General features: G+C 61.1%; 22 protein-coding genes and 1 pseudogene. 9 read left to right on the top strand and 14 right to left on the bottom strand.

Annotation, left to right across the window (positions count from 1 at the left end):
* The first annotated feature begins 12 nt into the window (after window positions 1–12).
* A complete protein-coding gene (locus AC3WKX_RS21415; RefSeq protein ID WP_102605080.1) occupies window positions 13–1,818 on the top strand; it encodes a Gldg family protein in 1,806 nt (601 codons plus the stop codon).
* 4 nt (window positions 1,819–1,822) lie between these two features.
* Here the strand turns inward: AC3WKX_RS21415 and AC3WKX_RS21410 are convergent, their stop codons facing one another.
* The 3 genes from AC3WKX_RS21410 to AC3WKX_RS21400 form a co-directional block, all read right to left on the bottom strand.
* Window positions 1,823–2,131, bottom strand: a complete 309-nt coding sequence (locus tag AC3WKX_RS21410) for a hypothetical protein (protein ID WP_003218736.1) — start codon at window positions 2,129–2,131, stop codon at window positions 1,823–1,825.
* 255 nt (window positions 2,132–2,386) lie between these two features.
* On the bottom strand, window positions 2,387–2,821 hold the full coding sequence (locus tag AC3WKX_RS21405) for a DoxX family protein (protein ID WP_003218737.1): 435 nt from the start codon (window positions 2,819–2,821) through the stop codon (window positions 2,387–2,389).
* A 104-nt stretch (window positions 2,822–2,925) separates the two neighbouring features.
* Entirely contained in the window at window positions 2,926–4,347 is a 1,422-nt protein-coding gene (locus AC3WKX_RS21400; protein ID WP_102368437.1) for an MltF family protein, read from the bottom strand.
* Window positions 4,348–4,585: 238 nt separating this feature from the next.
* Between AC3WKX_RS21400 and AC3WKX_RS21395 the strand changes: the two genes are divergently transcribed.
* The 3 genes and pseudogenes from AC3WKX_RS21395 to AC3WKX_RS21385 form a co-directional block, all read left to right on the top strand.
* The gene (locus AC3WKX_RS21395; RefSeq protein WP_003218739.1) at window positions 4,586–5,392 is read left to right on the top strand and encodes a TatD family hydrolase; all 807 of its coding nucleotides are present in this window, start codon (window positions 4,586–4,588) and stop codon (window positions 5,390–5,392) included.
* Between the two features lie 96 nt (window positions 5,393–5,488).
* Window positions 5,489–6,970: a methyl-accepting chemotaxis protein gene (locus AC3WKX_RS21390; RefSeq protein WP_102605081.1), complete on the top strand. Its 1,482-nt coding sequence runs from the start codon at window positions 5,489–5,491 to the stop codon at window positions 6,968–6,970.
* Between the two features lie 108 nt (window positions 6,971–7,078).
* A pseudogene (locus AC3WKX_RS21385) lies at window positions 7,079–7,336 on the top strand (terminase); the annotation flags it as partial.
* A 19-nt stretch (window positions 7,337–7,355) separates the two neighbouring features.
* On the opposite strand, the gene AC3WKX_RS21380 reads toward AC3WKX_RS21385, so the two are convergent.
* The 3 genes from AC3WKX_RS21380 to AC3WKX_RS21370 form a co-directional block, all read right to left on the bottom strand.
* Complete coding sequence (locus tag AC3WKX_RS21380; protein ID WP_102605083.1) at window positions 7,356–8,153, bottom strand: acyl-CoA thioesterase; 798 nt, start codon at window positions 8,151–8,153, stop codon at window positions 7,356–7,358.
* Between the two features lie 101 nt (window positions 8,154–8,254).
* On the bottom strand, window positions 8,255–9,019 hold the full coding sequence (locus tag AC3WKX_RS21375; RefSeq protein WP_102368434.1) for a CHAD domain-containing protein: 765 nt from the start codon (window positions 9,017–9,019) through the stop codon (window positions 8,255–8,257).
* A gap of 80 nt (window positions 9,020–9,099) precedes the next feature.
* A complete protein-coding gene (locus AC3WKX_RS21370; RefSeq protein WP_003218744.1) occupies window positions 9,100–9,378 on the bottom strand; it encodes a hypothetical protein in 279 nt (92 codons plus the stop codon).
* 217 nt (window positions 9,379–9,595) lie between these two features.
* On the opposite strand from AC3WKX_RS21370, the gene AC3WKX_RS21365 reads away from it, so the two are divergent.
* Window positions 9,596–10,633 (top strand): patatin-like phospholipase family protein, encoded by a 1,038-nt coding sequence (locus tag AC3WKX_RS21365; RefSeq protein WP_087693690.1) that lies wholly within the window; start codon window positions 9,596–9,598, stop codon window positions 10,631–10,633.
* Between the two features lie 128 nt (window positions 10,634–10,761).
* Here AC3WKX_RS21365 and AC3WKX_RS21360 read toward each other — a convergent pair whose 3' ends face one another.
* The 6 genes from AC3WKX_RS21360 to kdpF form a co-directional block, all read right to left on the bottom strand.
* The gene (locus tag AC3WKX_RS21360) at window positions 10,762–11,457 is read right to left on the bottom strand and encodes a response regulator (RefSeq protein ID WP_003218747.1); all 696 of its coding nucleotides are present in this window, start codon (window positions 11,455–11,457) and stop codon (window positions 10,762–10,764) included.
* Between the two features lie 37 nt (window positions 11,458–11,494).
* Window positions 11,495–14,146, bottom strand: coding sequence for a DUF4118 domain-containing protein (locus AC3WKX_RS21355; RefSeq protein WP_102605084.1), 2,652 nt, complete (start codon window positions 14,144–14,146; stop codon window positions 11,495–11,497).
* Between the two features lie 143 nt (window positions 14,147–14,289).
* The gene (gene kdpC, locus AC3WKX_RS21350; protein ID WP_003218751.1) at window positions 14,290–14,835 is read right to left on the bottom strand and encodes a potassium-transporting ATPase subunit KdpC; all 546 of its coding nucleotides are present in this window, start codon (window positions 14,833–14,835) and stop codon (window positions 14,290–14,292) included.
* 67 nt (window positions 14,836–14,902) lie between these two features.
* A complete protein-coding gene (gene kdpB / locus AC3WKX_RS21345) occupies window positions 14,903–16,960 on the bottom strand; it encodes a potassium-transporting ATPase subunit KdpB (protein WP_003218752.1) in 2,058 nt (685 codons plus the stop codon).
* Between the two features lie 12 nt (window positions 16,961–16,972).
* Window positions 16,973–18,667, bottom strand: coding sequence for a potassium-transporting ATPase subunit KdpA (gene kdpA / locus AC3WKX_RS21340; RefSeq protein ID WP_102605085.1), 1,695 nt, complete (start codon window positions 18,665–18,667; stop codon window positions 16,973–16,975).
* A 9-nt stretch (window positions 18,668–18,676) separates the two neighbouring features.
* Window positions 18,677–18,766 carry a K(+)-transporting ATPase subunit F gene (gene kdpF / locus AC3WKX_RS21335; protein ID WP_003218754.1) on the bottom strand — a complete coding sequence of 30 codons (90 nt, stop codon included), beginning with the start codon at window positions 18,764–18,766 and terminating at the stop codon, window positions 18,677–18,679.
* A 344-nt stretch (window positions 18,767–19,110) separates the two neighbouring features.
* On the opposite strand from kdpF, the gene eat reads away from it, so the two are divergent.
* The 3 genes from eat (at window position 19,111) to AC3WKX_RS21320 (ending at window position 22,831) form a co-directional block, all read left to right on the top strand.
* Window positions 19,111–20,475, top strand: coding sequence for an ethanolamine permease (eat, locus tag AC3WKX_RS21330; protein ID WP_102605086.1), 1,365 nt, complete (start codon window positions 19,111–19,113; stop codon window positions 20,473–20,475).
* A gap of 110 nt (window positions 20,476–20,585) precedes the next feature.
* A complete protein-coding gene (locus AC3WKX_RS21325) occupies window positions 20,586–20,753 on the top strand; it encodes a DUF2897 family protein (RefSeq protein ID WP_008437727.1) in 168 nt (55 codons plus the stop codon).
* A 137-nt stretch (window positions 20,754–20,890) separates the two neighbouring features.
* Window positions 20,891–22,831 (top strand): hypothetical protein, encoded by a 1,941-nt coding sequence (locus AC3WKX_RS21320; RefSeq protein ID WP_256579799.1) that lies wholly within the window; start codon window positions 20,891–20,893, stop codon window positions 22,829–22,831.
* Here the strand turns inward: AC3WKX_RS21320 and AC3WKX_RS21315 are convergent.
* Window positions 22,818–23,045 carry a hypothetical protein gene (locus tag AC3WKX_RS21315; RefSeq protein ID WP_134325983.1) on the bottom strand — a complete coding sequence of 76 codons (228 nt, stop codon included), beginning with the start codon at window positions 23,043–23,045 and terminating at the stop codon, window positions 22,818–22,820. The genes AC3WKX_RS21320 and AC3WKX_RS21315 overlap by 14 nt on opposite strands.
* Before the next feature lie 139 nt (window positions 23,046–23,184).
* Here AC3WKX_RS21315 and AC3WKX_RS21310 point away from each other — a divergent pair, with 139 nt between their 5' ends.
* Window positions 23,185–23,748 carry a TetR/AcrR family transcriptional regulator gene (locus AC3WKX_RS21310; protein WP_102605087.1) on the top strand — a complete coding sequence of 188 codons (564 nt, stop codon included), beginning with the start codon at window positions 23,185–23,187 and terminating at the stop codon, window positions 23,746–23,748.
* Between the two features lie 44 nt (window positions 23,749–23,792).
* On the opposite strand, the gene AC3WKX_RS21305 is transcribed toward AC3WKX_RS21310, so the two are convergent.
* Window positions 23,793–24,125 carry a ComEA family DNA-binding protein gene (locus AC3WKX_RS21305; RefSeq protein ID WP_102605088.1) on the bottom strand — a complete coding sequence of 111 codons (333 nt, stop codon included), beginning with the start codon at window positions 24,123–24,125 and terminating at the stop codon, window positions 23,793–23,795.
* Between the last annotated feature and the right edge of the window lie 83 nt (window positions 24,126–24,208).

The following is a 24,208-nucleotide window of genomic DNA, read 5'->3' as shown; positions in this document are numbered from 1 at the left end:
GGACACATCACGATGAAAACGCGACTAAGTGCCAGCCTCACAATTATCACGCTCCTGTTACTGTTTCTCGCTTTTAACCTGGTCTGGGCACTGAAACTTCCAAATCCACGGCTGGATTTTTCGGAACAGAACATCCATACACTTTCCGATCCTGTACAGACTATGCTCGGTTCACTGGAAAGACCGGTGGATCTGTACTTCTTCAATTCAAGCAACCGTGCACACAAAGCCAACGCCGTTGAAAGCTACGCTAAACGGGTAGAGCTGTTGCTCAAGGAATATGAAAAAGCGGCAAAGGGCAAAATCAACCTGCACCTCATCGAACCCACCCCTTTTTCTGAAGATGAATACAAAGCCAGGTTACTGGGACTTGACGAACAACACGGATTCTTCGGCCTGGTGGGTACCAGCGCGGGCCATGCGCCCCATAGCATCCCGTCATTCAGCCCGGACCGGGAGTCACTGCTGGAGTATGAAATCAGCCATTTGATTCATAAGGTGATCCACCCCGAGCAACCCATTGTGGGCGTGATCTCCCGGCTGCCAATAAACGGTGAGCGAGATGAACGCACCGGCGTTAATATGCCTCCCTGGCAGGTGTTGCAGGAGATCCGTCGCCAGTTCAACGTGGTGAGCCTGGAGCCGGGTATCGCGCAAATTCCTGAACACGTCAAAACCCTGATGGTGATTCATCCCGGCAACCTGCCTGACCAAACCCTCTACGCAATAGACCAGTTTGTATTGGGCGCAGGCAAGTTGATGATGTTTATCGACCCGCTTGTCGGGCTGGACACCAGCGTCACGGCCCCGGAAAACCCCAAGCTGGAAGCATTGCTGTCCGCCTGGGGCATCCAGATGCCCGCGAACAAGGTGATTGCCGATCGCGACTATGCCACTTCGGTGATCCTGACCACAGGCCAGCCGCCTGTGCGCCATCCCGCGGCACTGACCTTGCCCCGCCAGGCGATGGCACAGGATGACATCAGCGCCTGGAAACTTCACAACGTCAACGTCTTGAGCAGCGGCGCCCTGGCCCCTGCCAAGAGAAGCCGCATGACCTTCACCCCGTTGCTGCAAAGCTCCGCGCACGCCGAGCTGTTTGAGGCAGAGCGCTTCGCCCTGCCAGCGCAGCTCAATTCACTGATCAATGAAACAGCCACTCGCGCTCAACAACAAGTGATCGCCGCCCGCGTCGAAGGGCCCGCCTATTCCGCCTTTCCTGACGGCATCAGTGGGCGTAACACCGGCTTGCAAAAGGCTGCGAACATCCATGTGGTCGTGGTCGCCGACACTGACCTGCTCAGCGATCGTGTGTCTGGAATGCTCCAGAAGCATCGCGCGGCGGGTAGCCCGTTGTCAGATAACGCGATGTTTGTATTGAACACCCTGGACAACCTGGCGGCGCCCGATGCACTGATGAACATTCGCCCCCGCGCAGGCGGTGCTCGATCACTGCAGGTGCTGCAGGCAATGCGCGAAGACGCGGCACTGGCCTACGGTGAGAAATCCGCCGAACTGGCGCAACGCCTGGAACAAACGGAAAAGGAATGGCAACTGCTCAACCCCCCGACAATTTCCCCGGGCCCTCAGGCTGCAACCTCCAACACACTGCTGCAAGCGCTCAACAAGGAGCGGTTGCGAATCCCCATGGAAATTCACGCGTTGAAGGTCCAGTCATACGCCGAGGTTCACGCCCTGGAACGCAAAGTGAAGCTGCTCAATATCGTGCCTGTACCGCTGATACTGTGCCTGATTGCGGGGGGTATTTTCCTGTTGCGTCGCCGTCACCGGCACCTGCCTTCAGCAGCATTCTACTGAGGGCTCAACGCCGGGCGATCAGCCCTTGCCGGGCAATGCGGGTCAGTTGGCGTATCACTTCGCCCGCGTCGCTGGCACTGGGTGCCTGAATGACGGCCAGGTCGAAGCTGTTGGACGCAAAGCGCGCAAGGGAGTCGCCGTCTTCGACAAACTGGATCAGAAAGGCCGAAGGCCGCCCCGTGCGGCGCGGCCAGCCATCAAGATAGCGCAGCAACGTCGGCTGATGCTTGCCGCCCAAGAGGATTTTAGGATTGCGTTGGGTCAGGTCCGCGGTGATCGGGGCCAGGCGTATGAGGGGGCGTAGTGCATTCATTGTGTCGTGTCTCTGCCTCAAAAGTCTGCGGGCAGGTGAGAGGCAACACCGAACCAGCGCTTTAGCGGAATTTCGAAGCTGGCCCATGGCTCTGGCTTCTGTCGGGACTGTGATCAGTCACCGGTGGCGCCCCGCAATTAGCTGTTTAAATCGGCGCATGGGCAACATCCTAGAGAAGCCTGTAGGGCGGTGTCAAGAATCCCGAGCAACGAAAAGGCCCGCACTGGGCGGGCCTTTTAAGGGGGGTTCGCGGTATCAGTGAGTGATGGCGCGGTCTGCGGACAATTTGCCCGCACCTTCCAACAACACGGCCAGCGTACCGCCCAGCAGCGCCAGGGCGAACTCGTAGCCGTTGTTGGCCATGAACAAACCGTTATGGATATGCACCGAGAAAATCGCCACCAGGGAAATGATCGACAGGCCGAGTGCCGCCGGCCGTGCCAGCAAGCCAATGATCAGCGCCAGCCCGGCGAAGAACTCGGTACCACCGGACAGCACCGCCATCAGGGTACCTGGGGCCAGGCCGATACTTTCCATCCACTGGGCAGTGCCCGCCAGGCCGCCGCCGCCAAACCAGCCAAAGAGTTTTTGCGAACCGTGGGCGGCGAAGATGATCCCGACAAAAATCCGCAGGACAGTCAGGCCGTAGCCGGCGCGGGTGGAGAGGATGCGGGTGATCAATGGGCTCATGCTGATAATCCTTTTCAAGGTAGGGGTTGGGTTGGCCGCTATATTAATCAGTTTAAACAATGATAAAAGCCGATAAAGCGGCTCATAATTATCGAATTAATAGATTATTTACGTGAGGCAACCCGTGGCGCTGCCGGCTCCAACGACTCCCGCTCACGATCAAACGCCAGGTAATACTTGTTCACGCTATTAACATAGCTGACGCCGCTCATTCCCACCTGCTCCATGGCAATTCGCTCGACCTGGAAAAACCATTGGTTTGGGTTAAGCCCCCGCCGCCGCGCCTCGGCACGCATTCCCTGGACCCGCTCGGGCCCCATGTTGTAGGCCGCCAGCACAAACGCCATGCGCTCGCGCTCGTTGAGCTTGGGGCTTGAGAAGAACTTGCGCCGGATCATCGCCAGGTACCGCGCGCCCGCCTGCACATTGTTGTCCAGGCTTTCGATGTTGTTCACCCCGACCCGCTGCGCCGCCGATGGCGTGATCTGCATCAGCCCGGTGGGGCCGCCGCTGCTGCGAGCGCCAGGGTCCAGGGCAGACTCCTTGAACGCCAGCGCGGCCAGGTTCAGCCAGTCCATGCCCTGCTCGCGGGCATGCTTTTGCAACACCGGGCGCAGTTTTTCCAGGCGCTGGCGGTCGACGCGAGCCAGTGGATAACGTACCTGGTAGAGGCGGCGGTAGATGCGCTGGAACGCCACATCCTGATCGGACGGCGTGCGGTAGGTCTTGAGGAAGCGATCAATACTGGCCCGCAGCATCGAGGCATCCTGGCGCACAAACCAATACTCTTCGCCCGGCTCGCTGATGGTCACTTGCCGGTCGAAACGCAGCTTGGGCAGGATCTTCGCCCAGCGTTCGGCAATCGGCCGCTCGACAATGGTCAGGTGGAAAATCCCGGCCTGGACCATCTCCAGCACGTCCTCTACCGCGAGGCTCGGATCCACCCACTCCACCTTCACCGGCGGCAATTTGTGCAGCGCCAGCTTCTGGTTGACCTGGCTGATCGCATCCGACGCGGCACTGCCCGTGGTCAAGGCCAGCGTGCGCCCGGACAGTTGCTCCAGCCGGGTAAACCGCCGCTCGCCCTTCAGCCCCACCAGCCATAACGGCACGTCGCTGGCGATCGGGTCGCTGGTGGCAATCTTGTGGGCGGCCTTCACATCCAGCAATTCGCCGGGTGCCACCAGGTCGCCCTCGCCACGGGCCAATGCGCCAATCAGTTGATCCTTGGCCTTGGGAATAATCTTGAGGTTGATTTCCTCGCCGTCACGGGCGTGACCGTTGAGGTATTGCTCGAAAGCGCGCAGGCGATGGTATTCAACACCGATGGCCTGGCCCTGGACTTCGCCGGAACTGTTGCGGCTCTGGTTGACCAATACCCGCAAGGTGCGGCTGCTGCGGATTTCCGCAAGGTCGCGGACCTTGCCGGGCCGGGTCACTTCCAGCGGCCCGTCCAGACGCGCAACCGCCGCCATGGGCAGCAGTAACGTCAGGCACAACACAAGCAACGCCGAGGGTCGGATCATCCGCTCTCCGGAAGAAAGAATACTGCCCATTGCTTCGCGAAAAATGAGGCGTTGGGGGACAGAAACAGAGCGCCATGAGCGCAGGCTTTGGGCGCAAGGGTGGCACGGCAGATGGCGACAAACCAAACACGGTGTTACTTGCGACTTTCAAAGACAGCTTTAACTCGTTGTAGTTCTTGGCTTTTCTTATAAATCTACAGCTCTGATATGCTTTCCGACCGCAGGCGGAGGTAGCACCATGCAACTCATTGATATCGGCGTCAACCTGACCAACCCAAGTTTCGACGAAAAGCACCAGGCCGTTCTCGACCGTGCCTACGCCGCCGGGGTGAGCCAATTGGTGCTCACCGGTACCAGTGTCGACGGCAGCGAACAGGCCCTGGAGCTGTGCCAGCAACTGGACGAAAGTGGCCAACGCCTGTTCGCCACCGCCGGCATTCACCCCCACTCTGCCAGTGACTGGAACGCCGAAAGCGCCAGGCGCCTGCGCGGCCTGCTCAAGGAAAGTCGCGTGCGTGCGGTGGGTGAATGCGGGCTGGATTTCAACCGGGATTTCTCGCCGCGCCCCCAGCAGGAAAAAGTCCTCGAAGAACACCTGGCCCTGGCCGTGGAGTTGAAGCTCCCGGTATTCCTCCACGAACGTGACGCCAACCAGCGCCTGCTGGAAATCCTGCGGGACTACCGCGATCACCTGTCGGCCGCCGTGGTGCACTGCTTCACCGGCGAGCAGCGGGCGCTGTTCAGCTACCTCGACCTGGACCTGCATATCGGTATCACCGGCTGGATCTGTGACGAGCGCCGTGGGACGCACCTGCATCCGCTGGTCAGGGAAATCCCCCGGGGCCGCCTGATGCTGGAAAGCGACGCGCCCTACCTGCTGCCTCGCACCCTGCGGCCCAAGCCGAAAAACGGTCGCAACGAACCCGCCTATTTACCGGAAGTCCTACGGGAGGTCGCGTTGCACCGCGAAGAAACCGTGGAAGACCTGGCGCAACACAGCACCGCCTGTGCCCGCGCCTTTTTTGGATTGCCTGTGCCGGATTGACGCGGCGCATTGACCCATATCAAAACCCGGCATCCCGATAGCGGCAAAATAATGGCACCTTGCCAATGCTGTTTCCGCTATCAGAGAAAACCTTCCATGGGTGCCTGGCTTAGCAACATCTCGCTGAAGTACAAATTCTGGGCCGTGAACGCGGTCGCCTTCATCACCACCCTGCTGCTGGTGTTGTACGCCGTGCAGCTCGAACAACAGGCCCGCAGCCAGGCCTCACAGGCGTCGGCGCAAGCCCAGGGGCGCTTGCTCGGTGCCTGGCCCGCCGGCCAGCCACTGCCCAAGGGCGAGCACTGGCTGACGTTTGCCAGGGGCAAAGTCCCACAACTGGGCGACGAAGATCTGTCAGCCCTGGCCAACGCCAGTGGCTGGGTGGATTTCAATCACATGCCACTGCTCGGCGAAAACCCGCTGATGGGCGCCGAAGTAATCAGCCGTGCCGACGGTCAACAGGTCGCCGTGCTGGCCTACGGGCCCAGCTTGAGCCAAGTGTTCGAAGAACGCTTCGCCAACTACGCCGTAGCGGTGATGATTCTGATGCTGGCCATGCTCGGCGCCTCACAGCTGCTGATCCGCTTTCTCCTCAGCCAGCTCAACACCTTGAAAGACGTGATGCTGCACGTCGAGAAAACCGGCGACCTCTCGGCCCGCGTCCCCCTGGCCTGCAAGGATGAAGTCGGGCAGATGGCCAGCGCGTTCAACGCGATGCAGGCGGGTTATCAACGGGTGGTCAACACGGTTGCGCGCACCGCCAGGCAACTGGACGACGGCGCCGCACGCCTGGCCAGCAGCATGAACGAGGTGCAGCACGGCATGCTCGGCCAGCAAAGCGAAACCGACCAGGCCGCCACGGCGATCAACGAGATGACCGCCACCGTCTACCACATCGCCCAGCACGCCGGCGCCACCCGCGACCTGTCCCAGACGGCCGACACTCTCGCCGGCAGCGGTCAGGAAGTGGTCAGCCGGGTACAGCGCTCGATTGCCGGGCTGTCCACCGGCGTGCAGCAGACCGCCGAAATGATCCAGAAGCTGGCCGAGGACAGCCAGAAAATCAATGGCGTGGTCGGGGTGATTCACAGCATCGCCGAACAGACCAACCTGCTGGCCCTCAACGCCGCCATCGAAGCCGCCCGCGCCGGCGAAATGGGCCGGGGTTTTGCCGTGGTCGCCGACGAAGTGCGCAACCTGGCCAAGCGGGTGCAAAGCTCTACCGATGAAATCACCCGCATGGTGTCCGCCCTGCAAGCCGGCACCCGGGACGCGGTGGATTTCATGCAGGAAAGCTCGTTCAAGGCCGACGACTGTGTGCAACAGGCTCAAGAAGCCGGGATTGCACTCGCCGAGATCACCGGCGCGGTGGCGCAGATGCGCGAGAGCAACACGCAGATTGCCGTGGCTGCCGAGCAGCAAAGCCATGTGGCCGAGGAAATGAACCGAGCGGTGGTGAGCATTCGGGACGTCACCGAAAACACCGTGCAGCAGACAGTAGACTCGGCGACCACCAGCAATGAGCTGGCGACCCTGGCCGGGGAACTGAGCAAAGCCATCGGCCAGTTGCGGCTCTAAACCCTAAAGGGGTGGCTATGGCCCCCATAGCCATCCTTGATTCGCGGCCCCACCCTGCCCGACCTAAACTCTGCTCAAGATGTTTCAACGGACAGAGGAATCACGATCATGGGCAAACGTCATCCAAATATCCCCGCCTGGCAATGGCGCACCCACCCGCAAAATCACCAGCACGGGACCAATCAAGTGTTGCAGCTGCTAGCGCTGCCACTCCTGGTCATCGGTTTTCTGTTGATAGCATCGGGCGTGTTCAGCGAGAACCTGGCGAGTGCCGCCATCGGTATCGTCGGCATTCTGGCAGCCCTTGCATTGCAGCATCCCGGTCGTCGCCTGGAGGCACGCGGCAGCGACGCCTCCGGCGATCAACACTTGCTGGTCTGAGGACTCAGGCGAACACCACCACCGACTGGCGGCTGATAGCGATCAACTGGCCGTCGGGGCTCCACAACTGCGCAGCCGCATGGCCATAGCCATCGCGGGCGTGCTCGATGTGGACCAGGTATTGGCACCAGTCCAGGGTGCTCAGGTTTTGCAGCGGTTGGACAAATTCGATGGTCCAGGTCAGGGTGCTGCCGGCCGCCGGTTGTTTCAGGTGCGGCAACACCGACGGTGGCCACGCATCCACCAGCGCGAGGATGTGCGCTTCGGTCAGCGGCTCTTCCTTTACATCGCCACGCAAGCGCACCCAGCCGCCCATCTCCCGGGATGTATTGCCGGTGAACGGCAGGCCACCGACGCTCCAGCGCATCGCCAGGTGGCGCATGAACTCCGGCGTCACGCCTTTGATGTAGGGCAACTCCTGGCATTCATCCCAATGCTTGAAGGTGGGCGCCGGTTCGGCGGCGACGTCAATCTGCGAAGGCCGTGATGCGCCAAAACTGGCCTGCACCAGGGTCATCGTTTCACCGTTCTGCACCACACGTCCCAGCACTTGGCTGACGGCCTTGCCTTCGCGCAGCACTTCGACTTCGTAGCGGGCCGGCAGGTCCGGCGCCACCGGGCCCACAAAGGTGATCGCCAGTGAGCGCAACGGGCGATCCGCCGGGACTTTCGCCCGCAAGGCCTCGTACTCCAACGCCGCAACCAGCCCGCCAAAGCTGGCGCGGCCCTGGGCCCATTCGGCCGGGATCGAAACGTCCAACGGGTGGCTGCGGGCAGCGTCGAGCAAATCACTAAAGCGCATGGCGGTCTCAACTTGAAAAAGGAGTTGAGGGATCTTAACCAGCCGGCCTACACCATGCAGCGCCTATTCCGGCCAAAATCCCGGACAGATAGGTCGCAGGGTCAAGCGAAGCAGTCGGCGTTCAACTTATCCAAAACCCGATCCGCCTGCCCTTCCGCCTCGGCCATGGTGCGGTGCCAACCAGGCACGCACGGCTGCAAATCGGGCTCGTGCCCGGCTTGCGCCAGCCATTGCCAGCAATCGTGCCAATCACCCAGGGCGCCCTGGGCCGCCTTGAGACGCGATATGGCTTTGGGCGGTAGCTTGTTCAGCTCGGGATAAGCCTCGGCCGCATAACGCACGCGCTTGATCAACAGGCGCAGGCGATGACGGTCGTGGTTGGGGTCGTGCAGCGCTTCGCCGAGCTTCTTCCATTGCTTGGCCAGGCGTTTTTCAATGCGCGTGCGCAGGCCCTTGAGCAATTTCTGCCGTTGGGAGGCGCGGATAAAGCGGGGGAATGCTTCGAGGATCAACAGCAGTTGCGCCAGATCAGGCCCTTGTGCAACCGAGCGGTAGGTGGCCGGCTGCTGCCGGATACGCCGCTCGGCCGCCTCATGATGGCCGTGTTGGTGGAGGTACGCCGCCAGCACTTCGCGGTCGCGAAATGGCGTGGTCAGTTGGCCGACGGCACTGGCGGCCGCCTCGAGCTGCTCGACACCGGGCAACCCGCGCAATGGCCGCAACAGGCTGCGCAAGCGCCGCACCGTGGTGCGCAGATCATGCAGGGCCTCGTCGTCCGTGACGGCGGCGAGGCGCGCCTGGCAGCTCAGTAACCCAACTTCCAGGCCGATGACCTGAGCGACTAGCTGATCGACCAAGGCTGACATCCTTTCCTCCTCAATGATTAAACCTTCGGGCTTGAGGCCGCCGACGCAGCCTCGTTGCACTCGACAGCTGCTACGCGGGGTTAGCGCCCTGCGCGCGACTCACGAATATAGAAGCGGGCTTTCTCGGCCTTGGTCGAGCAGCCTTCGAAGGCTTCGAACTGCTGCTGGGTCTTGGCGCCAGTCAACAACGACAGAGCCTTGGAGTAACTCACGGTGCCGGCGAAACCTTCGGCCTTGGCCAGGTCCAGCTCGTGCCACGCAGCATCCAGTTGCGTGCCGCAGCTGTCGCGATAAGCGGTTTTCCCGGCACAACCGGCCAGGGCCAACACGATCACAGGCACACACATCCAGGCTTTCATCAAATGACACCTCAAGAAAAGAAAAAACAGTCACAGGTGTAGACGTTGCCTACACCGAAAAGTGCCTTATCCGACTGCCTGAATCCGCAGTCCCGATTGCCAGAGCATACCCGAGCGTGGTGGCCCGCTCGCGAAAATAATCGGTTGTGACAGTGATGATTGAAGCGCGCCCCTCGATGGGTGCATTGTGGTCACCTGTTTTGCGAAGGATCAGGTCATGAAGAAACGTGTTGCATTGGTGCTGGGCTCCGGCGGCGCCCGGGGCTACGCCCATATCGGCGTGATCGAGGAAATCGAAAAACGCGGCTACGACATCGCCTGCATTGCCGGTTGCTCCATGGGCGCCGTGGTGGGTGGGATCTATGCCGCGGGCAAGCTGGAAGAGTACCGAAACTGGATCGAAAGCCTCGACTACCTGGACGTACTGCGCCTGGTAGACGTGAGCTTTCGCCTGGGGGCGATCCGTGGCGAGAAGGTGTTCGGGCAGATCCGCAAGATCGTCGGCGAGATCAATATCGAAGACCTGCGCATTCCCTACACCGCCGTGGCCACGGACCTGACCAACCAGCAGGAAATCTGGTTCCAGGAAGGCTGCCTGCACCAGGCCATGCGGGCCTCGGCGGCGATTCCCAGCCTGTTCACCCCGGTGATGCAGGGCAATCGCATGCTGGTGGACGGCGGCTTGCTGAACCCTCTGCCGATCGTGCCGGTGGTGTCGAGCCACTGCGACCTGATCATTGCGGTCAACCTCAACTCCACCAACCAGAAGCACTACAAGCTTCCGGTGATCCAGCGTCCGCCGGCGTTCAGGAGCCGCTTCGACAACCTGGTGCGTTCACTGGGTTCGCACTTGCCGTTTCGGCGCAAGCAGGCCGAGCAGTTGTTGATGCTGGAACAGGAAGCGCTGCTGGCCCAGGCTGCCGACATCAACCCGTGGCTGGACTCTGCCGAACCCGAGGCGCAACAACCGGCGGCGGCACCGGAAAAGGCCGGGGCGCCAAAGTCGGCGACCGGCTCGTTCATCATCGATAACGTGGGGCCTGCATCGCTGCTGGATTTGATCAACCAGAGCTTTGAGGTGATGCAGACGTCATTGGCGCAGTACAAGATCGCCGGGTATCCGCCGGATATTCTGATCAACGTGCCGAAGCGCGTGTGCCGGTTTTTCGAGTTTTACAAAGCGCCGGAGTTGATCGCGCTGGGGCGGGAGATCGCGAGCGATACGCTGGATCGTTACGAGAGCGAGCAACACTGAGGTTTGATAAGCAGGGCTTGTGTGGCGAGGGAGCTTGCTCCCGCTGGAGTGCGAAGCGCTCCCAGGATTCTGGGGCTGCTGCGCAGCCCAGCGGGAGCAAGCTCCCTCGCCACAGGTGAGCTAACGCTTCAGGCTTCGGTGTTCAATAGCCGATACCCAACACCGGCCTCAGTCACGATAAACCGTGGTTGGGTCGGATCATCCGCCAGTTTCTGGCGCAGATGCCCCACCACAATCCGCAGGTAATGGCTGTCTTCGGTATGGGTCGGGCCCCAGATATCCTTGAGCAGTTGCTGCTGGGTGATCACCCGCCCGGGATGCCGCGCCAGTTGCGCCAGTACCGCGTATTCCTTGCGGGTCAGCGCCACTTCGACACCGTCCAGCAGCACCCGCCGATAAGCCAGGTCTACCGTCAGCGGGCCAAAACGTAGTGCCGCTTCCTGGGCCTCCCCCGCCGGCGCCTGGCGCAACAACGCCCGCACCCGTGCAAGAAACTCCTGGATGCCAAATGGCTTGGTCACATAGTCATTGGCGCCGTTGTCCAGCGCCTCGACTTTTTGCACTTCACTGGCTCGCACCGACAACACCAGTACCGGTACCGTGGACCACTCACGAAACTCGCGCAGCACCTGCTGGCCGTCCATGTCCGGCAGGCCGAGGTCAAGCACCAGCAGGTCCGGTTTACTCAAGGCGGCCTGCGCCAGGCCTTCGTTGCCGGTGCCGGCCTCGATCACTTTGTAGCCCTGGGAGGCCAGGCTGATACGCAAGAACTTGCGGATCTGCGGTTCGTCGTCAATGACCAAAATCGTCGCAGTCTGGCTCATGGTGTCCAATCAAAATCCGTGAAGAAAAGAGGGTAGCTCAAGGTTCGCTTTCCAGGCCAGGCTGGGCCTGCAATGGCAGGAATAAAGTGATGCAGGTGCCACGGCCCTCAATGCCGTCGGCCACGCTGATATGCCCGCCGTGGGCGCCGACCATGCCCTGGCAGATCGCCAGGCCGAGCCCGGTGCCCTGCCCGCCGCGATCCCCCCTGGCGGCGGTGTAGAACATATCGAAAATCTTCGCCCGCTCCTCCTCGGGAATCCCCGGTCCCTCATCGGCAACAGCAAAAAACAACTGGTTATCCTGCACGCCCGCGCTGAGTTTCAGCCGGCCTTGTGGCGGCGAGAAGCGTGCGGCATTTTCCAGTACGTTGACCAGTGCTTGCTCGATCAACGCGGCATGCACGTAGAGCAGCGGCAGCTCGGGCGGCACGTCGGTGATCACCTGCAGCGGCGCCAATACCGCACGCAAGCGGCCCAGGGAGCTGCCGACGATATCGCCGGGTGACACCCAGTCCCGCGCCAGCTTCAGGGCGCCGTGGCCCAGGCGAGTCATGTCCAGCAGGTTCTGGATGTAGCGATCCAGGCGCTCAGCCTCATCGCGAGTGCCTTCCAGCAGCTCCCGGCGATCTTCCAGGGGAATCGCCTCGCCGAGGGCCAGCAGGCTGTCGATGCTGCCACGCATGGAGGTCAGCGGTGTGCGCAAATCGTGAGACACCGAAGCCAGCAAGGCGCTGCGCAATTGCTCGGTTTCGCCGTGCAGGCGCGCGGCTTCCAGCTCCTGGCCGAGTTGTGCACGGGCCAGGGCCTGGGCCAAGGGCTGGCTCAAGGCCGTGAGCAGGCGACGGCGCTGGCCGCTCAGTTCAAGCCCGGCCTTCGGGCTGACCCCCAGCAGACCCAACGGGCCTTCTTCGCCGGACAACGGCCACCACCACCAGCGCCCGAACGGCAAGGTGCCGGTGCCCATGCCGGCCGGCTGATCGTGCTGCCAGGCCCAGTCGGCGGCGGCGCGTTCGGCTTCGGTAAAGGTGATCGGGCCACCGGTCTCGACCTTCCAGTCGCCCTGCCCGTCGCGGTTGAGCAGGCACAATTGCAGGTCGCTCCAGCCTTCCAGGTGATGCGCGGCGGCACTGATCACTGCCTGGCGATCGGTGGCGGCGGTGAGTTTGCGGGACAGGTCGAGCAGCTCGGTGGTTTCTTCCTGGGTATCGCGCAGCGCCTGCAACTGCCGGCGCTGGCGTGCAGCGAGATTACCGGTGAGCGCCGCCATCAGCAGGAAGAACAACAGCGTCAGCACGTCTTCTTCACGCTGGATCGCGAAGGAGAAATTCGGCGGGATGAACAGGAAGTCGTAGCTCAGGAATGACAGCGCCGCACACGCCAGCGCCGGCCCCAGGCTACTGCGCACCGCCACCAGCAATACGGCGGCGAGGAACACCAGCGAGATATTCGGTAAAGGCAAAACACTGGCGACGCCCCAAGCGACCGCCGCCGCAATCACGGTTGCCACCACGGCGAGAGCATAGTCAAACCACACCAACCCGCGTACATCCGGCAGGCGTGGCGGAGCCGGCACTTCGTCACTGTCGAGGACGTTGATTTCCAGGCCCCGGGCATTGCGCAACAAACGCGACGCCAGGCCACCACCAAACACGGTGCGATGCCAGCGCGGCCGGGATTGCCCCACCAGGATCAAGCTGGCACGACGCTCGGCGGCGTGCTGGATCAGGGTCTTGGCCACCTCCCCCGCTCGCAGCAACACCACTTCACCGCCAAGACGCTCGGCCAGTTGCTGGGCGTTTTGCAGGCGCAGGCGCGATTGTTCATCGCGCACCCGGCCGTTATCCACATGCACCAGGCTCCACGGCAAATGCCGACGCTGGGCTACGCGGCTGGCATGACGCACCAGGCGTTCGGCCTGGGCATCGCCGTCCACGCCCACCAGCAAGCGGCCACGCACAGCCGGTGCGGCCTGGCCCAATTGGCGATAACCCTGGGCCAGGTCATCGTCGACATGGGCCGCGGCGGTTTGCATCGCCAGCTCGCGCAGGGCCATGAGGTTGGTCTGGGTGAAGAAGGCATCGATGGCAGCACGGGCCTGTTCCGGCACGTAGACCTTGCCGTCCCGCAGGCGCTCCAGCAGTTCCCGGGATGGCAGGTCGATCAGCAGCAGTTCATCGGCTTCCTGCAAGACCCAGTCGGGCAAGGTCTCGCGCACTTGCACGCCGGTAATGCCGCGCACCTGGTCGTTGAGGCTTTCCAGGTGCTGGACGTTGACCGTGGTGAAGACGTTGATGCCCGCCGAGAGCAATTCCTGAATGTCTTGCCAGCGTTTTTCGTGGCGGCTGCCGGGGGCGTTGCTGTGGGCCAGTTCGTCCACCAGCACCAGTTTGGGCTTGGCGGCGAGCAGGCCGTCGAGGTCCATTTCCTCCAGCATCACGCCGCGGTATTCGGAACGCAGCAGCGGCTGTTGTGGCAAGCCGCTGAGCAAGGCTTCGGTCTCGGCGCGGCCGTGGGTTTCCACCACGCCGGCGATCAGCCGCACGCCCTGGCGCAGCTGGGTGTGGGCAGCCTGGAGCATGGCGTAGGTCTTGCCCACGCCGGGCGCGGCGCCGAGGAAGACTTTGAGCCGGCCACGGCCGTCCCGGGGTAGATCGGCTAACAGGGCATCGGCGCGGCCGGAGTCGCTCATGCGGGCGGTCTTCCTTCAGGTGTTGATGTGGGTTTCTTGAGTCCGCCTTCGCGAGCAAGCCCGCTCCCACATTTGACCGCATTCCAAAGGTGAAACTCAGTCGAATGTGGGAGCGGGCTTGCTCGCGAAAGCGGCGCCACGGCTTACAGTTTTTCCAAGGCCATGTTCAACGCCAGCACGTTCACCACCGGCGGCCCCACCAGCGGGCTTTCGATGTGCTCGTCCATCAAGCGCTGCAGGGTCGCCACCGGCAGATTACGTGCGGCGGCTACCCGGGCCAGTTGATAGGCAATTGCCTGCGGTGGCAAGTGTGGATCAAGACCGCTGCCGGAGGTAGTCAGCAACGCCATCGGCACCGGTCCCTGGTCTGGCACCAGCATTTTCTTGGCATCGTCAAATACACGAGTGGCCAGTGCTGGGTTGCTTGGGCCGAGGTTGCTGGCGCTGCTGGAAACCGTAGCAAACGCACCGGCAGATGGCCGTGGGTGGAACCAGCCGTCACCGGTGAAATCCTGGGCAATCAGGCTCGAACCGCGAACCTTGCCGCTGGCATCGTGCACCAGGCTGCCGTTGGCCTGGTCAGGGAACGCGACTTGCGCCACACCGGTGACAACCAGTGGATAGGCCACGCCGGTGATCAGGCTCATCAACACCAGCAGGCTCAGGGCCGGGCGGATAATGTTGGACATTTCAAATTCCTCAATTCGGTCATTGCAACCTGCAGGCACCGGTTTGCCGGTACCTGCGGGCATCGAGTCAAACCAGGTGCAGCGCGGTCAACAGCATGTCGATCGCCTTGATACCCACGAACGGCACCACGATCCCGCCCAGGCCGTAGATCAGCAGGTTGCGACGCAGCAATGCCGCCGCACTCGCCGCCTGTACGCGCACACCGCGCAGCGCCAGCGGGATCAGCACCACGATGATCAGCGCGTTGAACACGATGGCCGAGAGGATCGCGCTCTGCGGGCTTTGCAGGTGCATCACGTTGAGCACACCCAGTTGCGGGTAGATCGAGGCGAACAGCGCCGGCAGGATCGCGAAGTACTTGGCCACGTCGTTGGCAATGGAAAAGGTGGTCAGCGCACCACGGGTTACCAGCAATTCCTTGCCGATCTGCACCACGTCCAGCAGCTTGGTCGGGTCGCTGTCGAGGTCGACCATGTTGGCCGCTTCACGGGCGGCTTGCGTGCCGTCGTTCATTGCCATGCCGACGTCAGCCTGGGCCAGCGCCGGGGCGTCGTTGGCGCCGTCGCCGCACATCGCAACCAGGCGACCATCGTTCTGTTCGTGACGAATGCGCGCGAGTTTTTTCTCTGGGGTGGCTTCGGCGAGCACGTCATCCACACCGGCTTCAGCAGCAATCGCGGCGGCGGTCAGCGGGTTGTCGCCAGTCACCATCACCGTGCGGATCCCCAGCTTGCGCAGCTCGGCAAACCGTTCGCGGATGCCGGGCTTGACCACGTCCTTGAGGTGAATCGCGCCGAGCAACTTGCCGTCGGCACACACCAGCAATGGCGTGCCGCCGCTCTGGGCGATCTTGTCGATTTCCCGCGACAGCGCCGGTTGCAGGTCGCGGCGTTGCAGGCCAATGAACGCCAGCAGCGAATCCACGGCGCCCTTACGGAACACACGGCCCTGGTAGTCGACGCCGGACAGGCGGGTTTCCGCGCTGAACGGTACCGAGGTCAGCTCATCCGTCGACGGCTCGGCTTGCGGGTGCTGGCCGCGCAGGTATTCGACGATGGACTTACCTTCGGCCGTGTCGTCCGCCAGGGATGCCAGCAGCGCGCCCTCGGCCAGTTCCTTGCCGCTGACACCCGGCGCGGCGATCACGTTGGTGCAACGACGGTTACCGAAGGTGATGGTGCCGGTCTTGTCCAGCAACAGCACGTGCACGTCCCCCGCCGCTTCCACCGCGCGACCGGACTTGGCGATCACGTTGAGGCGCACCAGGCGGTCCATGCCGGCAATACCAATGGCCGACAACAGGCCGCCGATGGTGGTCGGAATCAGCGTGACCAGCAGCGCCACCAGGAACACCAGCGGCAGGTTGCCATTGGCGAAGTGGGCGAACGGCTGCAGGGTCACCACCACCAGCAGGAAGATCAGCGTCAGGCCGATCAGCAGGATGTCCAGCGCGATTTCGTTGGGGGTTTTCTGGCGCTTGGCGCCTTCCACCAGGGCGATCATGCGGTCCAGGGTCGACTCGCCCGGGTTGGCGGTGATGCGAATCATCAACCAGTCCGAGACCAGGCGGGTATTGCCGGTGACGGCCGAGCGGTCGCCGCCGGATTCACGGATAACCGGGGCCGATTCACCGGTGATGGCCGCTTCGTTGACCGCGGCAATCCCTTCGATGACTTCGCCGTCACCCGGGATCATTTCCCCGGCGACCACGCGTACCACATCACCTTTGCGCAGGCTGGTGGCCGGCACGACCTTGAAGCTGCCGTCGGCTTCCTTGCGGCGGGCGCTGAGGCCCTCGCTGCCGGCCTTGAGGCTGTCGGCGCGGGCCTTGCCGCGGCCTTCAGCCAAGGCTTCGGCGAAGTTGGCAAACAGCACGGTGAACCACAGCCACACGGCGATTTGCACGGAGACGTAGGTCGGTACGGCCACCTCCGGCACGAAGCACAGGATGGTGGTGAGGATCGCGGTCAGTTCGACCACCAGCATCACCGGCGAGCGTTGCAGCTGGCGCGGGTCCAGCTTGACGAACGCCTGGACCAGCGCCGGGCGCCACAGGGCCGACATTGCGGTCTTGGCTGGCTCCTGGGTTTTCACGGGAGCCGCGTTTTTTGCAGGCATATTCATTTTCATATCCCCTTAGAAGCCCATGCTCAGATGTTCAGCGATAGGCCCAAGTGCCAGCGTCGGCAGGAAGGTCAGGCCGCCCACCAGCAAAATGGTCACGGTCAACAGGGTCACGAACAGCGGGCCGTGGGTCGGGAAGCTGTTCTGGCCAATCGGTGCGGTCTTCTTCATCGCCAGGCTGCCGGCCAGGGCCAGTACCGGGAGGATGTAACCGAAGCGACCAAGCAACATCGACAGGCTCAACATCAGGTTGTGGAACGCGGTGTTGGCACTGAAGCCGCCGAACGCCGAACCGTTGTTGGCACTGGCCGAGGTGTAGGCGTACAGCAACTGGCTGAAACCGTGGGGGCCAGGGTTACTGATGGCACCGGCCGGGCCCGGCAGGGTCGCAGCGATGGCGCCCAGTACCAGGGTGCCCACCGGCATGACCAGCAAGGTCACCACCAGCAACTGCACTTCCTTGGCCTGGAGTTTCTTGCCGAGGTATTCCGGTGTACGGCCAATCATCAAACCGGCGAGGAACACCGCAATCAACACGTTGAGCAACATGCCGTACATGCCGGCGCCGACGCCGCCGAAGATCACTTCGCCGACCATCATGTTGACCAGCGACACCATCCCGCTCAGGGGGTTGAGGCTGTCTTGCATACCGTTGACCGAACCGTTGGACGCGGCGGTGGTCGCCACCGACCACAACACGGTGCCAGTGGTGCCGAAGCGCGCTTCTTTACCTTCCTGCGGTGCCGCCTGCTCAACCGCCGGGTTGTTCAGCGCCGGGTTGGGTTGGTACTCGGCCCACATCGCGGTAGCACCGCCGATGATGAACAGGGCCAGCATGCAACCGAGGATCGCCCGGCTCTGACGCAGGTCTTTCACGTAGTGGCCAAAGGTGAACACCAGCGCCACCGGAATCAGGATGATCGCGCCCAGCTCAAACAGGTTGGCCCAGGCAGTCGGGTCTTCGAACGGATGCGCCGAGTTGACGCCGAAGAAGCCACCACCGTTGGTGCCCAGTTGCTTGATCGCAATCTGGCTGGCAGCCGGGCCCAGTGGGATGACCTGGTCAACGCCCTGCATGGTGACCGCGTTCACATAGTGAGCGAAGGTTTGTGGCACGCCCTGCCAGACCAGGAACAACGCGAACACCAGGCACAACGGCAACAGGCCGTAGAGCGTGGCGCGAGTCATGTCGACCCAGAAGTTGCCCAAAGTCTTGGTGGATTTGCGACCGATCCCACGGCACAACGCGACCAGTACGGCGAGGCCGGTGGCGGCACTGACGAAGTTCTGCACGGTGAGGCCGACCATCTGACTGAGGTAGCTCAGGGACGCTTCACCGCTGTAGTTCTGCCAGTTGGTGTTGGTCATGAAACTGATGGCGGTGTTGAACGCCAGGGTCCATTCCTGACCCGGCAATTTCTGCGGGTTCAGCGGCAGGTATTCCTGGAACAGCAGGATCGCGAACAGCAGCACGAAACCGGCAAGGTTGAACGCCAGCAACGCCAGCGCGTATTTCTGCCAGCTCTGTTCCTGGTCCGCATCGACACCCGAAAGGCGATAGCACACGCGCTCGACCGGGCCGAACACCGGCGTGAGCCAGGTTCGCTGCCCTTCCATTACCTTGTAGTAGAACCGCCCCAGGGCCGGTGCCGGAATCAGCACCAAGGCAAAGAAGGCGATGATCAGCCAATAGTCATAACTGTGCATAGCCTGCTCCTAGTTCCGATCCGCGCGTAACAGCGCAACCAGCAGATAAATGAACAGCGCCACAGCCAACAGCAGTGACACCCCGTCCAGAACGCTCATGGAAGTTTCTCCGTCGTGCGGCGACTGCCGCGTGTAGGAGGATTGTCCGCAGGAGTGGCGTAAAGGAACGAGAGCGACGGTATGGGTGGGGCGTAAAGACGGCGTAAAGAGTGGGTTTATGCGGGGTTTACGGGGGGTATGCACTTCAAATGTGGGAGCCGGGCTTGCCCGCGATAGCGTCAGACCAGACACCAACGCCCTTATCTGGTGCAGCGCTTGAAATGATTCAAACGCCAAACCGTTCCCTCGGCGACAGTTCGGCGCCTTTACGACACGGCTTTGGTTAATGGCATGTCCGCTGCAATGCCCTGAAACATTCCAAACCGTTCAGGGAGAGCTACACGATGAACACACAACTCAAACCCACCTTGGGCACTCTGCATTTGTGGGGCATCGCAGTCGGGCTGGTGATTTCCGGAGAGTATTTCGGCTGGAGTTATGGCTGGGGCGTGGCGGGAACATTGGGCTTCCTGGTGACCTCGTTAATGGTCGCCGCCATGTACACCTGCTTTATATTCAGTTTCACCGAGCTGACCACCGCGATTCCTCACGCTGGCGGCCCGTTTGCCTACAGCTGCCGGGCGTTTGGCGAGAAAGGTGGCTTGATTGCCGGGCTGGCGACGCTGATCGAGTTCGTCTTCGCCCCGCCCGCGATCGCCCTGGCCATCGGCGCGTACCTGAACGTGCAGTTTCCGGCCCTCGATCCGAAACATGCGGCCGTCGGCGCCTACATTGTGTTCATGGGCCTGAACATCCTCGGGGTGAAGCTCGCCGCCACCTTTGAATTGGTGGTCTGCGTGCTTGCCGTGGCCGAGTTGCTGGTGTTCATGGGCGTGGTCGCTCCCGCCTTCAGCTTCAGCAACTTCGCCCTCAACGGCTGGGCCGGCTCCGACACCTTCGGCGCACCGGCGATCGCCGGAATGTTTGCGGCCATACCCTTTGCCATCTGGTTCTTCCTCGCCATCGAAGGCGCCGCCATGGCGGCCGAAGAGGCGAAAGATCCCAAGCGCACTATTCCAAAGGCCTACATCAGCGGCATCCTCACCCTGGTGATTCTGGCCATGGGCGTGATGTTCTTTGCCGGTGGCGTGGGTGACTGGCGCACCCTGTCGAACATCAACGACCCGCTGCCCCAGGCGATGAAAACCGTGGTCGGCGACAGCTCGGGCTGGCTGCACATGCTGGTGTGGATCGGCCTGTTCGGCCTGGTGGCCAGCTTCCACGGGATCATCCTGGGTTACTCCCGCCAATTCTTCGCCCTGGCGCGCGCGGGCTACCTGCCCTCCTTCCTCGCCAAACTGTCGCGCTTCCAGACGCCGCACCGGGCAATCATCGCCGGCGGCATCGTCGGCATCGCCGCCATCTACAGCGACGGGCTGATCAACCTGGGCGGCATGACCCTGACCGCCGCGATGATCACCATGGCGGTGTTCGGTGCCATCGTCATGTACATCATGAGCATGCTCAGCCTGTTCAAACTGCGCAAGACCGAACCGCTGCTGGAGCGGACCTTCCGCGCCCCGGGCTATCCAATCGTGCCGGGGATTGCGCTGGTACTGGCCGTGGTCTGCCTGGTGGCGATGGCGTGGTTCAACGCGCTGATCGGGCTGATCTTCCTGGGCTTCATGGTGGTGGGTTTTGTGTACTTCCAACTGACCGCGCAAGACCGCGCCGATGCACCGGCGGACGCTATGTTGACCGGGCTGTAAGGCTACCGGGGCAGAACGGGCCTACAATGAACTACTAAGAAAGCCCGTTACTCAAAGCAGTCATTACCGTGGGAAATTTCCCCACGGTTTGCTGCCTCAAGGAGAGCCCTATGCCGTGGTATGCCTGGTTGATTTTAGTGGTCGCGATCGGTTCGATCGTCGGTGGTTTGTTGATGCTGCGAGACAGCGCCAACAAGGTTGAATTGACTGATGAACAACGTAAGCGCGTGGCAGAACGCAATGCCCAGGCGGACGCCAAGGATGCGCAGGATCGCTGATCACTTTCGTGTAAATATTCGCTCAGCCTGCTTAAAAACCCTCTGTTTCGCTTTCCCCCTCCCTTCACGCCGCCCGTCTTTTCAAGCTGAATAGACGGCGTCGCGGCACCTCCGCGCGCACTGGAAAACCCCGTTTCATGACTGGCAATCACGTCTGGAAAAACCGCGCGCGAAGCAAAACAATCAACAAAGAGTTTAATTTCTCAAAAAAAGTACTGGTTATTCATACAGTGCATTGTTATCGTTTCCTCTTGCTTGAAACCAAGCACTTTCTGCGGCGAATGACCTGCATGGAGCATGCAGAAATCCATTGGCATACCAAATGCTTGGGGATAGCTGCCCAAAACAATCCGCACTCCGCGGTTTTTTTTCTATCGAGGGACACGATGACTGACATGAACGACCTAGCTGCAACCGCAACCAATCTCATCTATTCGAGCGACTCAGGCTTCGACGTTGCTGTGGAGGACTTCCGCCAGGACGATGACACCGGTACTGATTCGAGCACTATCCGCGCTGCACTCGCATGGATCAGCGCCAACGTGCCGGACGGCCAGGGTTCGCGTTTGTATTTCGAAACCGGCCGTACCTATATTTACGACCGCACGGCTGAAATTGACTACATCAACAATCTGGTTATCGATCTGAACGGCGCGACTCTCATGCGCGCAGATGCATCGGTCACCACCGCCAGACTAGCCACAGACACCAGCGTAAGCAGCAATACAATCGTGCTGGATGCCGTGCCCGACAGTTGGTACGTCAACGATACCGTGACAGCGTTTGTCGGCTCAGGGGATCAAGACACCAGCCGAAGCCCCATGCGTATCACTGCAATCGACCCGAATACGAATACAGTGACCCTGGCTGCCGGCTTTGGTCCCTTCGGTAACACGACCCAAACCATCCCTGCTGGATCGTGGGTTGGTAAAAGCTTCCAATGCTTCCTCGGCCGTCCGTCTACCGAAGAAGGCGGCAAGCTGCGCCCGGGCATCAACTACAACGTGCAGATCATCAACGGCTCCGTCGATGGCAACAGCGCCAATCAACTCAACAACTCCTGGCGCTTCGCCATGGAGATCTATATCAACGGCCGCTCTTCGGGGATCCGTGGCGTACGGTTTGCCAACACCACAGGCGAATGCATCGTCGGTCATGGCCTGCGGGTAGAAAGTTGCGAGTTTCGCAACCTCTCGGGCTCGGCCTTTCATACAAGCCGCCACGACGATACAGACGCAGTTGGAAGTGCCTCCTGGTTCATCAACAACTATGTTGAGAGCGTGTGCCTGGCGGGTAACCAGGCAAATGGTCACTCCGAGGGTGCAGTAACGTTTTCATGGGGCGCCGGGCGCCTGATTGTCACCGGTAACGAATTCAGAAACGGCAATGAGAGCGTGCTGGGGGGCTTTGGCCCTTCCTCCGGCGAAGCAATGCCGGATAAGTGGATCATTTTCAGCGATAACATTGCCACGAGCTTCAAGGCACTGTTCTGGGGACTGTTTCCGCCGCTCGAAGGTGTCGTGATCAGTAACAACGTTCTGGTGGACTGCAACGACAACAGTGCTCAACTGAACAAGCTTTTTGACTCGGAAACTTCCTCGGTAGGCGGTAACGTCGCTGTCGGGAATACCGTACTGGGCGGTTCGTTCCGCGCGACCAATGCGACGTTCGGTGTCGAGCCGACCAATACCATCAGTCAAGTCAAGGTCTGGGCACGCGGGCGCAAGTTGCGGACCGACTATTCGAGCTTGTCCGACTGCACCGCAGTGGTAGAGGCCAGCACTGCAATCATGGCGCTTATCAGTGCCGATACGACGGGCTCTGTAGTGGCATTCCACTCGGCATCCGGTAATCGTTCCGGTTCCTTCTTCATCCAATGGCTGCCGTCTCAGAAAAAGCTGCAACTGTTGGGTAACGAATCAGGCGCTCGTGTCGAGTTCGCTACGCCGGTAGCGATGCCTGGCCAAGTCAACATGACATTGCGTACATTCAACGATAATACGGCTGCAAAAGCCGCAGGTTTGGTGGCGGGAGACCTCTACAAACTGGCGAGTGGCGCAGTTTTCAGCGTGATCTGATCAAGGAAAGCCCTTCACTGAAGGGCTTTTTTATTTCCAACCCGCCTTGGCGATATGCAGCAGTATTTTCCCCTATAGACAGCACGCTCAAGCTGGCTCCAGCATTCGAGCAACGCCTGTGGCGATCACTAAATCCCACACCGAACAGGCCAGCCTGGACCTTCCAGGCATGCACGGTACGAATCAGCGCGTCGAACTTTTCGATCAACGACATGCCAGGGTGCAGATAACTGCCGACGATATCGGCGCACGACTCCAAGACATTCGATCAGCCAGTCAGCAATTTTGTAACGAGATGCCCCTTTGCCTGCATGAGCTTGGCTAATATGGCGCAATGTTTCGGAGGCTGTTCTATGCGCTACTCGGCAAATCACAAAGCTCAAACCCATCAGCGCATCATCAAGGAGGCTTCCGTACGTTTTCGCCGCGATGGTATCGGGGCTACCGGCCTGCAACCGCTGATGAAAGCCTTGAGTCTGACGCATGGCGGATTCTATGCGCATTTCAAATCCAAAGATGAGCTGGTGGAAAAGGCCCTGCAAGCTGCGGCCGCTCAACTGGATGAACACTGCGAACAGCTGTTCAGCCAGGAACGCCCCCTTGAAGCGTTCATCGACAACTATCTTTCGCAGTGGCACCAGACCTCACCGCATGAAGGGTGCCCGTTGACAACCATGTGCCCTGAGCTAGGACTGCGGGGTCAGCAAAGCCCGACCACTGATGCAGTACTTGGCGCACGGTTGAAGCAGGTGCAAGCCGCACTGAGGCGGCCGGATGCCAATGAGCAAGGCCTGCTGATGATGTCGACTCTGGTGGGAGCACTGGTGCTGGCGCGCAGCGTGGAGAGCGCCGAGCTGGCAGCGCAGATCCTGGAGGTAGTACGTGGCAATCTGAAAAAACAGATCGCACAAAATTGAAGAGGCCGGTCAATGACCGGCCTCCTGGCTTACTTCGTTATTCCTTAATTGAGCTCCAGCCGATCGCGGTTTTTCTCCAACAGCGCTTTACCGATCCCTTTCACCTCCAACAACTCATCGACTGCGGTAAATGGCCCGTTGCTTTCTCGATAGGCAATGATCGCCTTGGCTTTGGCTGCTCCGATTTCGAACAGATCGCGGCGCAAGGTTTCAGCGTCGGCGGAGTTGAGGCTGACCTTGCTGGATTGCTCGGCCTTGGTCATTTGCACAGCTATCGGCGTGGGCGTTTCAGGCTTGGTAGACGGCGCTGCGGTGGTAGCCAGTGAAATGCTGGAGAGGAAGGCGAAAATGAGGGACGAGAAACATGTTTTATTCATAGGTGACGCTCCATGACATCTGTAAGAGAAAAGCAGCTTTTCCGAAGCTGCTTTTCAAACTTAGGTGATGTTTGGAGGGTGTC

This window comes from Pseudomonas sp. GP01-A4 (assembly GCF_058780865.1).
This window is presented reverse-complemented; position numbering and strand designations above follow the sequence as displayed.

Coding starts and splice junctions, on each gene's coding strand:
- AC3WKX_RS21415 (WP_102605080.1), top strand. CDS start 13: ATGAAAACGCGACTAAGTGCCAGCCTCACAATTATCACGCTCCTGTTA.
- AC3WKX_RS21410 (WP_003218736.1), bottom strand. CDS start 2,131: ATGAATGCACTACGCCCCCTCATACGCCTGGCCCCGATCACCGCGGAC.
- AC3WKX_RS21405 (WP_003218737.1), bottom strand. CDS start 2,821: ATGAGCCCATTGATCACCCGCATCCTCTCCACCCGCGCCGGCTACGGC.
- AC3WKX_RS21400 (WP_102368437.1), bottom strand. CDS start 4,347: ATGATCCGACCCTCGGCGTTGCTTGTGTTGTGCCTGACGTTACTGCTG.
- AC3WKX_RS21395 (WP_003218739.1), top strand. CDS start 4,586: ATGCAACTCATTGATATCGGCGTCAACCTGACCAACCCAAGTTTCGAC.
- AC3WKX_RS21390 (WP_102605081.1), top strand. CDS start 5,489: ATGGGTGCCTGGCTTAGCAACATCTCGCTGAAGTACAAATTCTGGGCC.
- AC3WKX_RS21380 (WP_102605083.1), bottom strand. CDS start 8,153: ATGCGCTTTAGTGATTTGCTCGACGCTGCCCGCAGCCACCCGTTGGAC.
- AC3WKX_RS21375 (WP_102368434.1), bottom strand. CDS start 9,019: ATGTCAGCCTTGGTCGATCAGCTAGTCGCTCAGGTCATCGGCCTGGAA.
- AC3WKX_RS21370 (WP_003218744.1), bottom strand. CDS start 9,378: ATGAAAGCCTGGATGTGTGTGCCTGTGATCGTGTTGGCCCTGGCCGGT.
- AC3WKX_RS21365 (WP_087693690.1), top strand. CDS start 9,596: ATGAAGAAACGTGTTGCATTGGTGCTGGGCTCCGGCGGCGCCCGGGGC.
- AC3WKX_RS21360 (WP_003218747.1), bottom strand. CDS start 11,457: ATGAGCCAGACTGCGACGATTTTGGTCATTGACGACGAACCGCAGATC.
- AC3WKX_RS21355 (WP_102605084.1), bottom strand. CDS start 14,146: ATGAGCGACTCCGGCCGCGCCGATGCCCTGTTAGCCGATCTACCCCGG.
- kdpC (WP_003218751.1), bottom strand. CDS start 14,835: ATGTCCAACATTATCCGCCCGGCCCTGAGCCTGCTGGTGTTGATGAGC.
- kdpB (WP_003218752.1), bottom strand. CDS start 16,960: ATGAATATGCCTGCAAAAAACGCGGCTCCCGTGAAAACCCAGGAGCCA.
- kdpA (WP_102605085.1), bottom strand. CDS start 18,667: ATGCACAGTTATGACTATTGGCTGATCATCGCCTTCTTTGCCTTGGTG.
- kdpF (WP_003218754.1), bottom strand. CDS start 18,766: ATGAGCGTTCTGGACGGGGTGTCACTGCTGTTGGCTGTGGCGCTGTTC.
- eat (WP_102605086.1), top strand. CDS start 19,111: ATGAACACACAACTCAAACCCACCTTGGGCACTCTGCATTTGTGGGGC.
- AC3WKX_RS21325 (WP_008437727.1), top strand. CDS start 20,586: ATGCCGTGGTATGCCTGGTTGATTTTAGTGGTCGCGATCGGTTCGATC.
- AC3WKX_RS21320 (WP_256579799.1), top strand. CDS start 20,891: ATGACTGGCAATCACGTCTGGAAAAACCGCGCGCGAAGCAAAACAATC.
- AC3WKX_RS21315 (WP_134325983.1), bottom strand. CDS start 23,045: ATGTCGTTGATCGAAAAGTTCGACGCGCTGATTCGTACCGTGCATGCC.
- AC3WKX_RS21310 (WP_102605087.1), top strand. CDS start 23,185: ATGCGCTACTCGGCAAATCACAAAGCTCAAACCCATCAGCGCATCATC.
- AC3WKX_RS21305 (WP_102605088.1), bottom strand. CDS start 24,125: ATGAATAAAACATGTTTCTCGTCCCTCATTTTCGCCTTCCTCTCCAGC.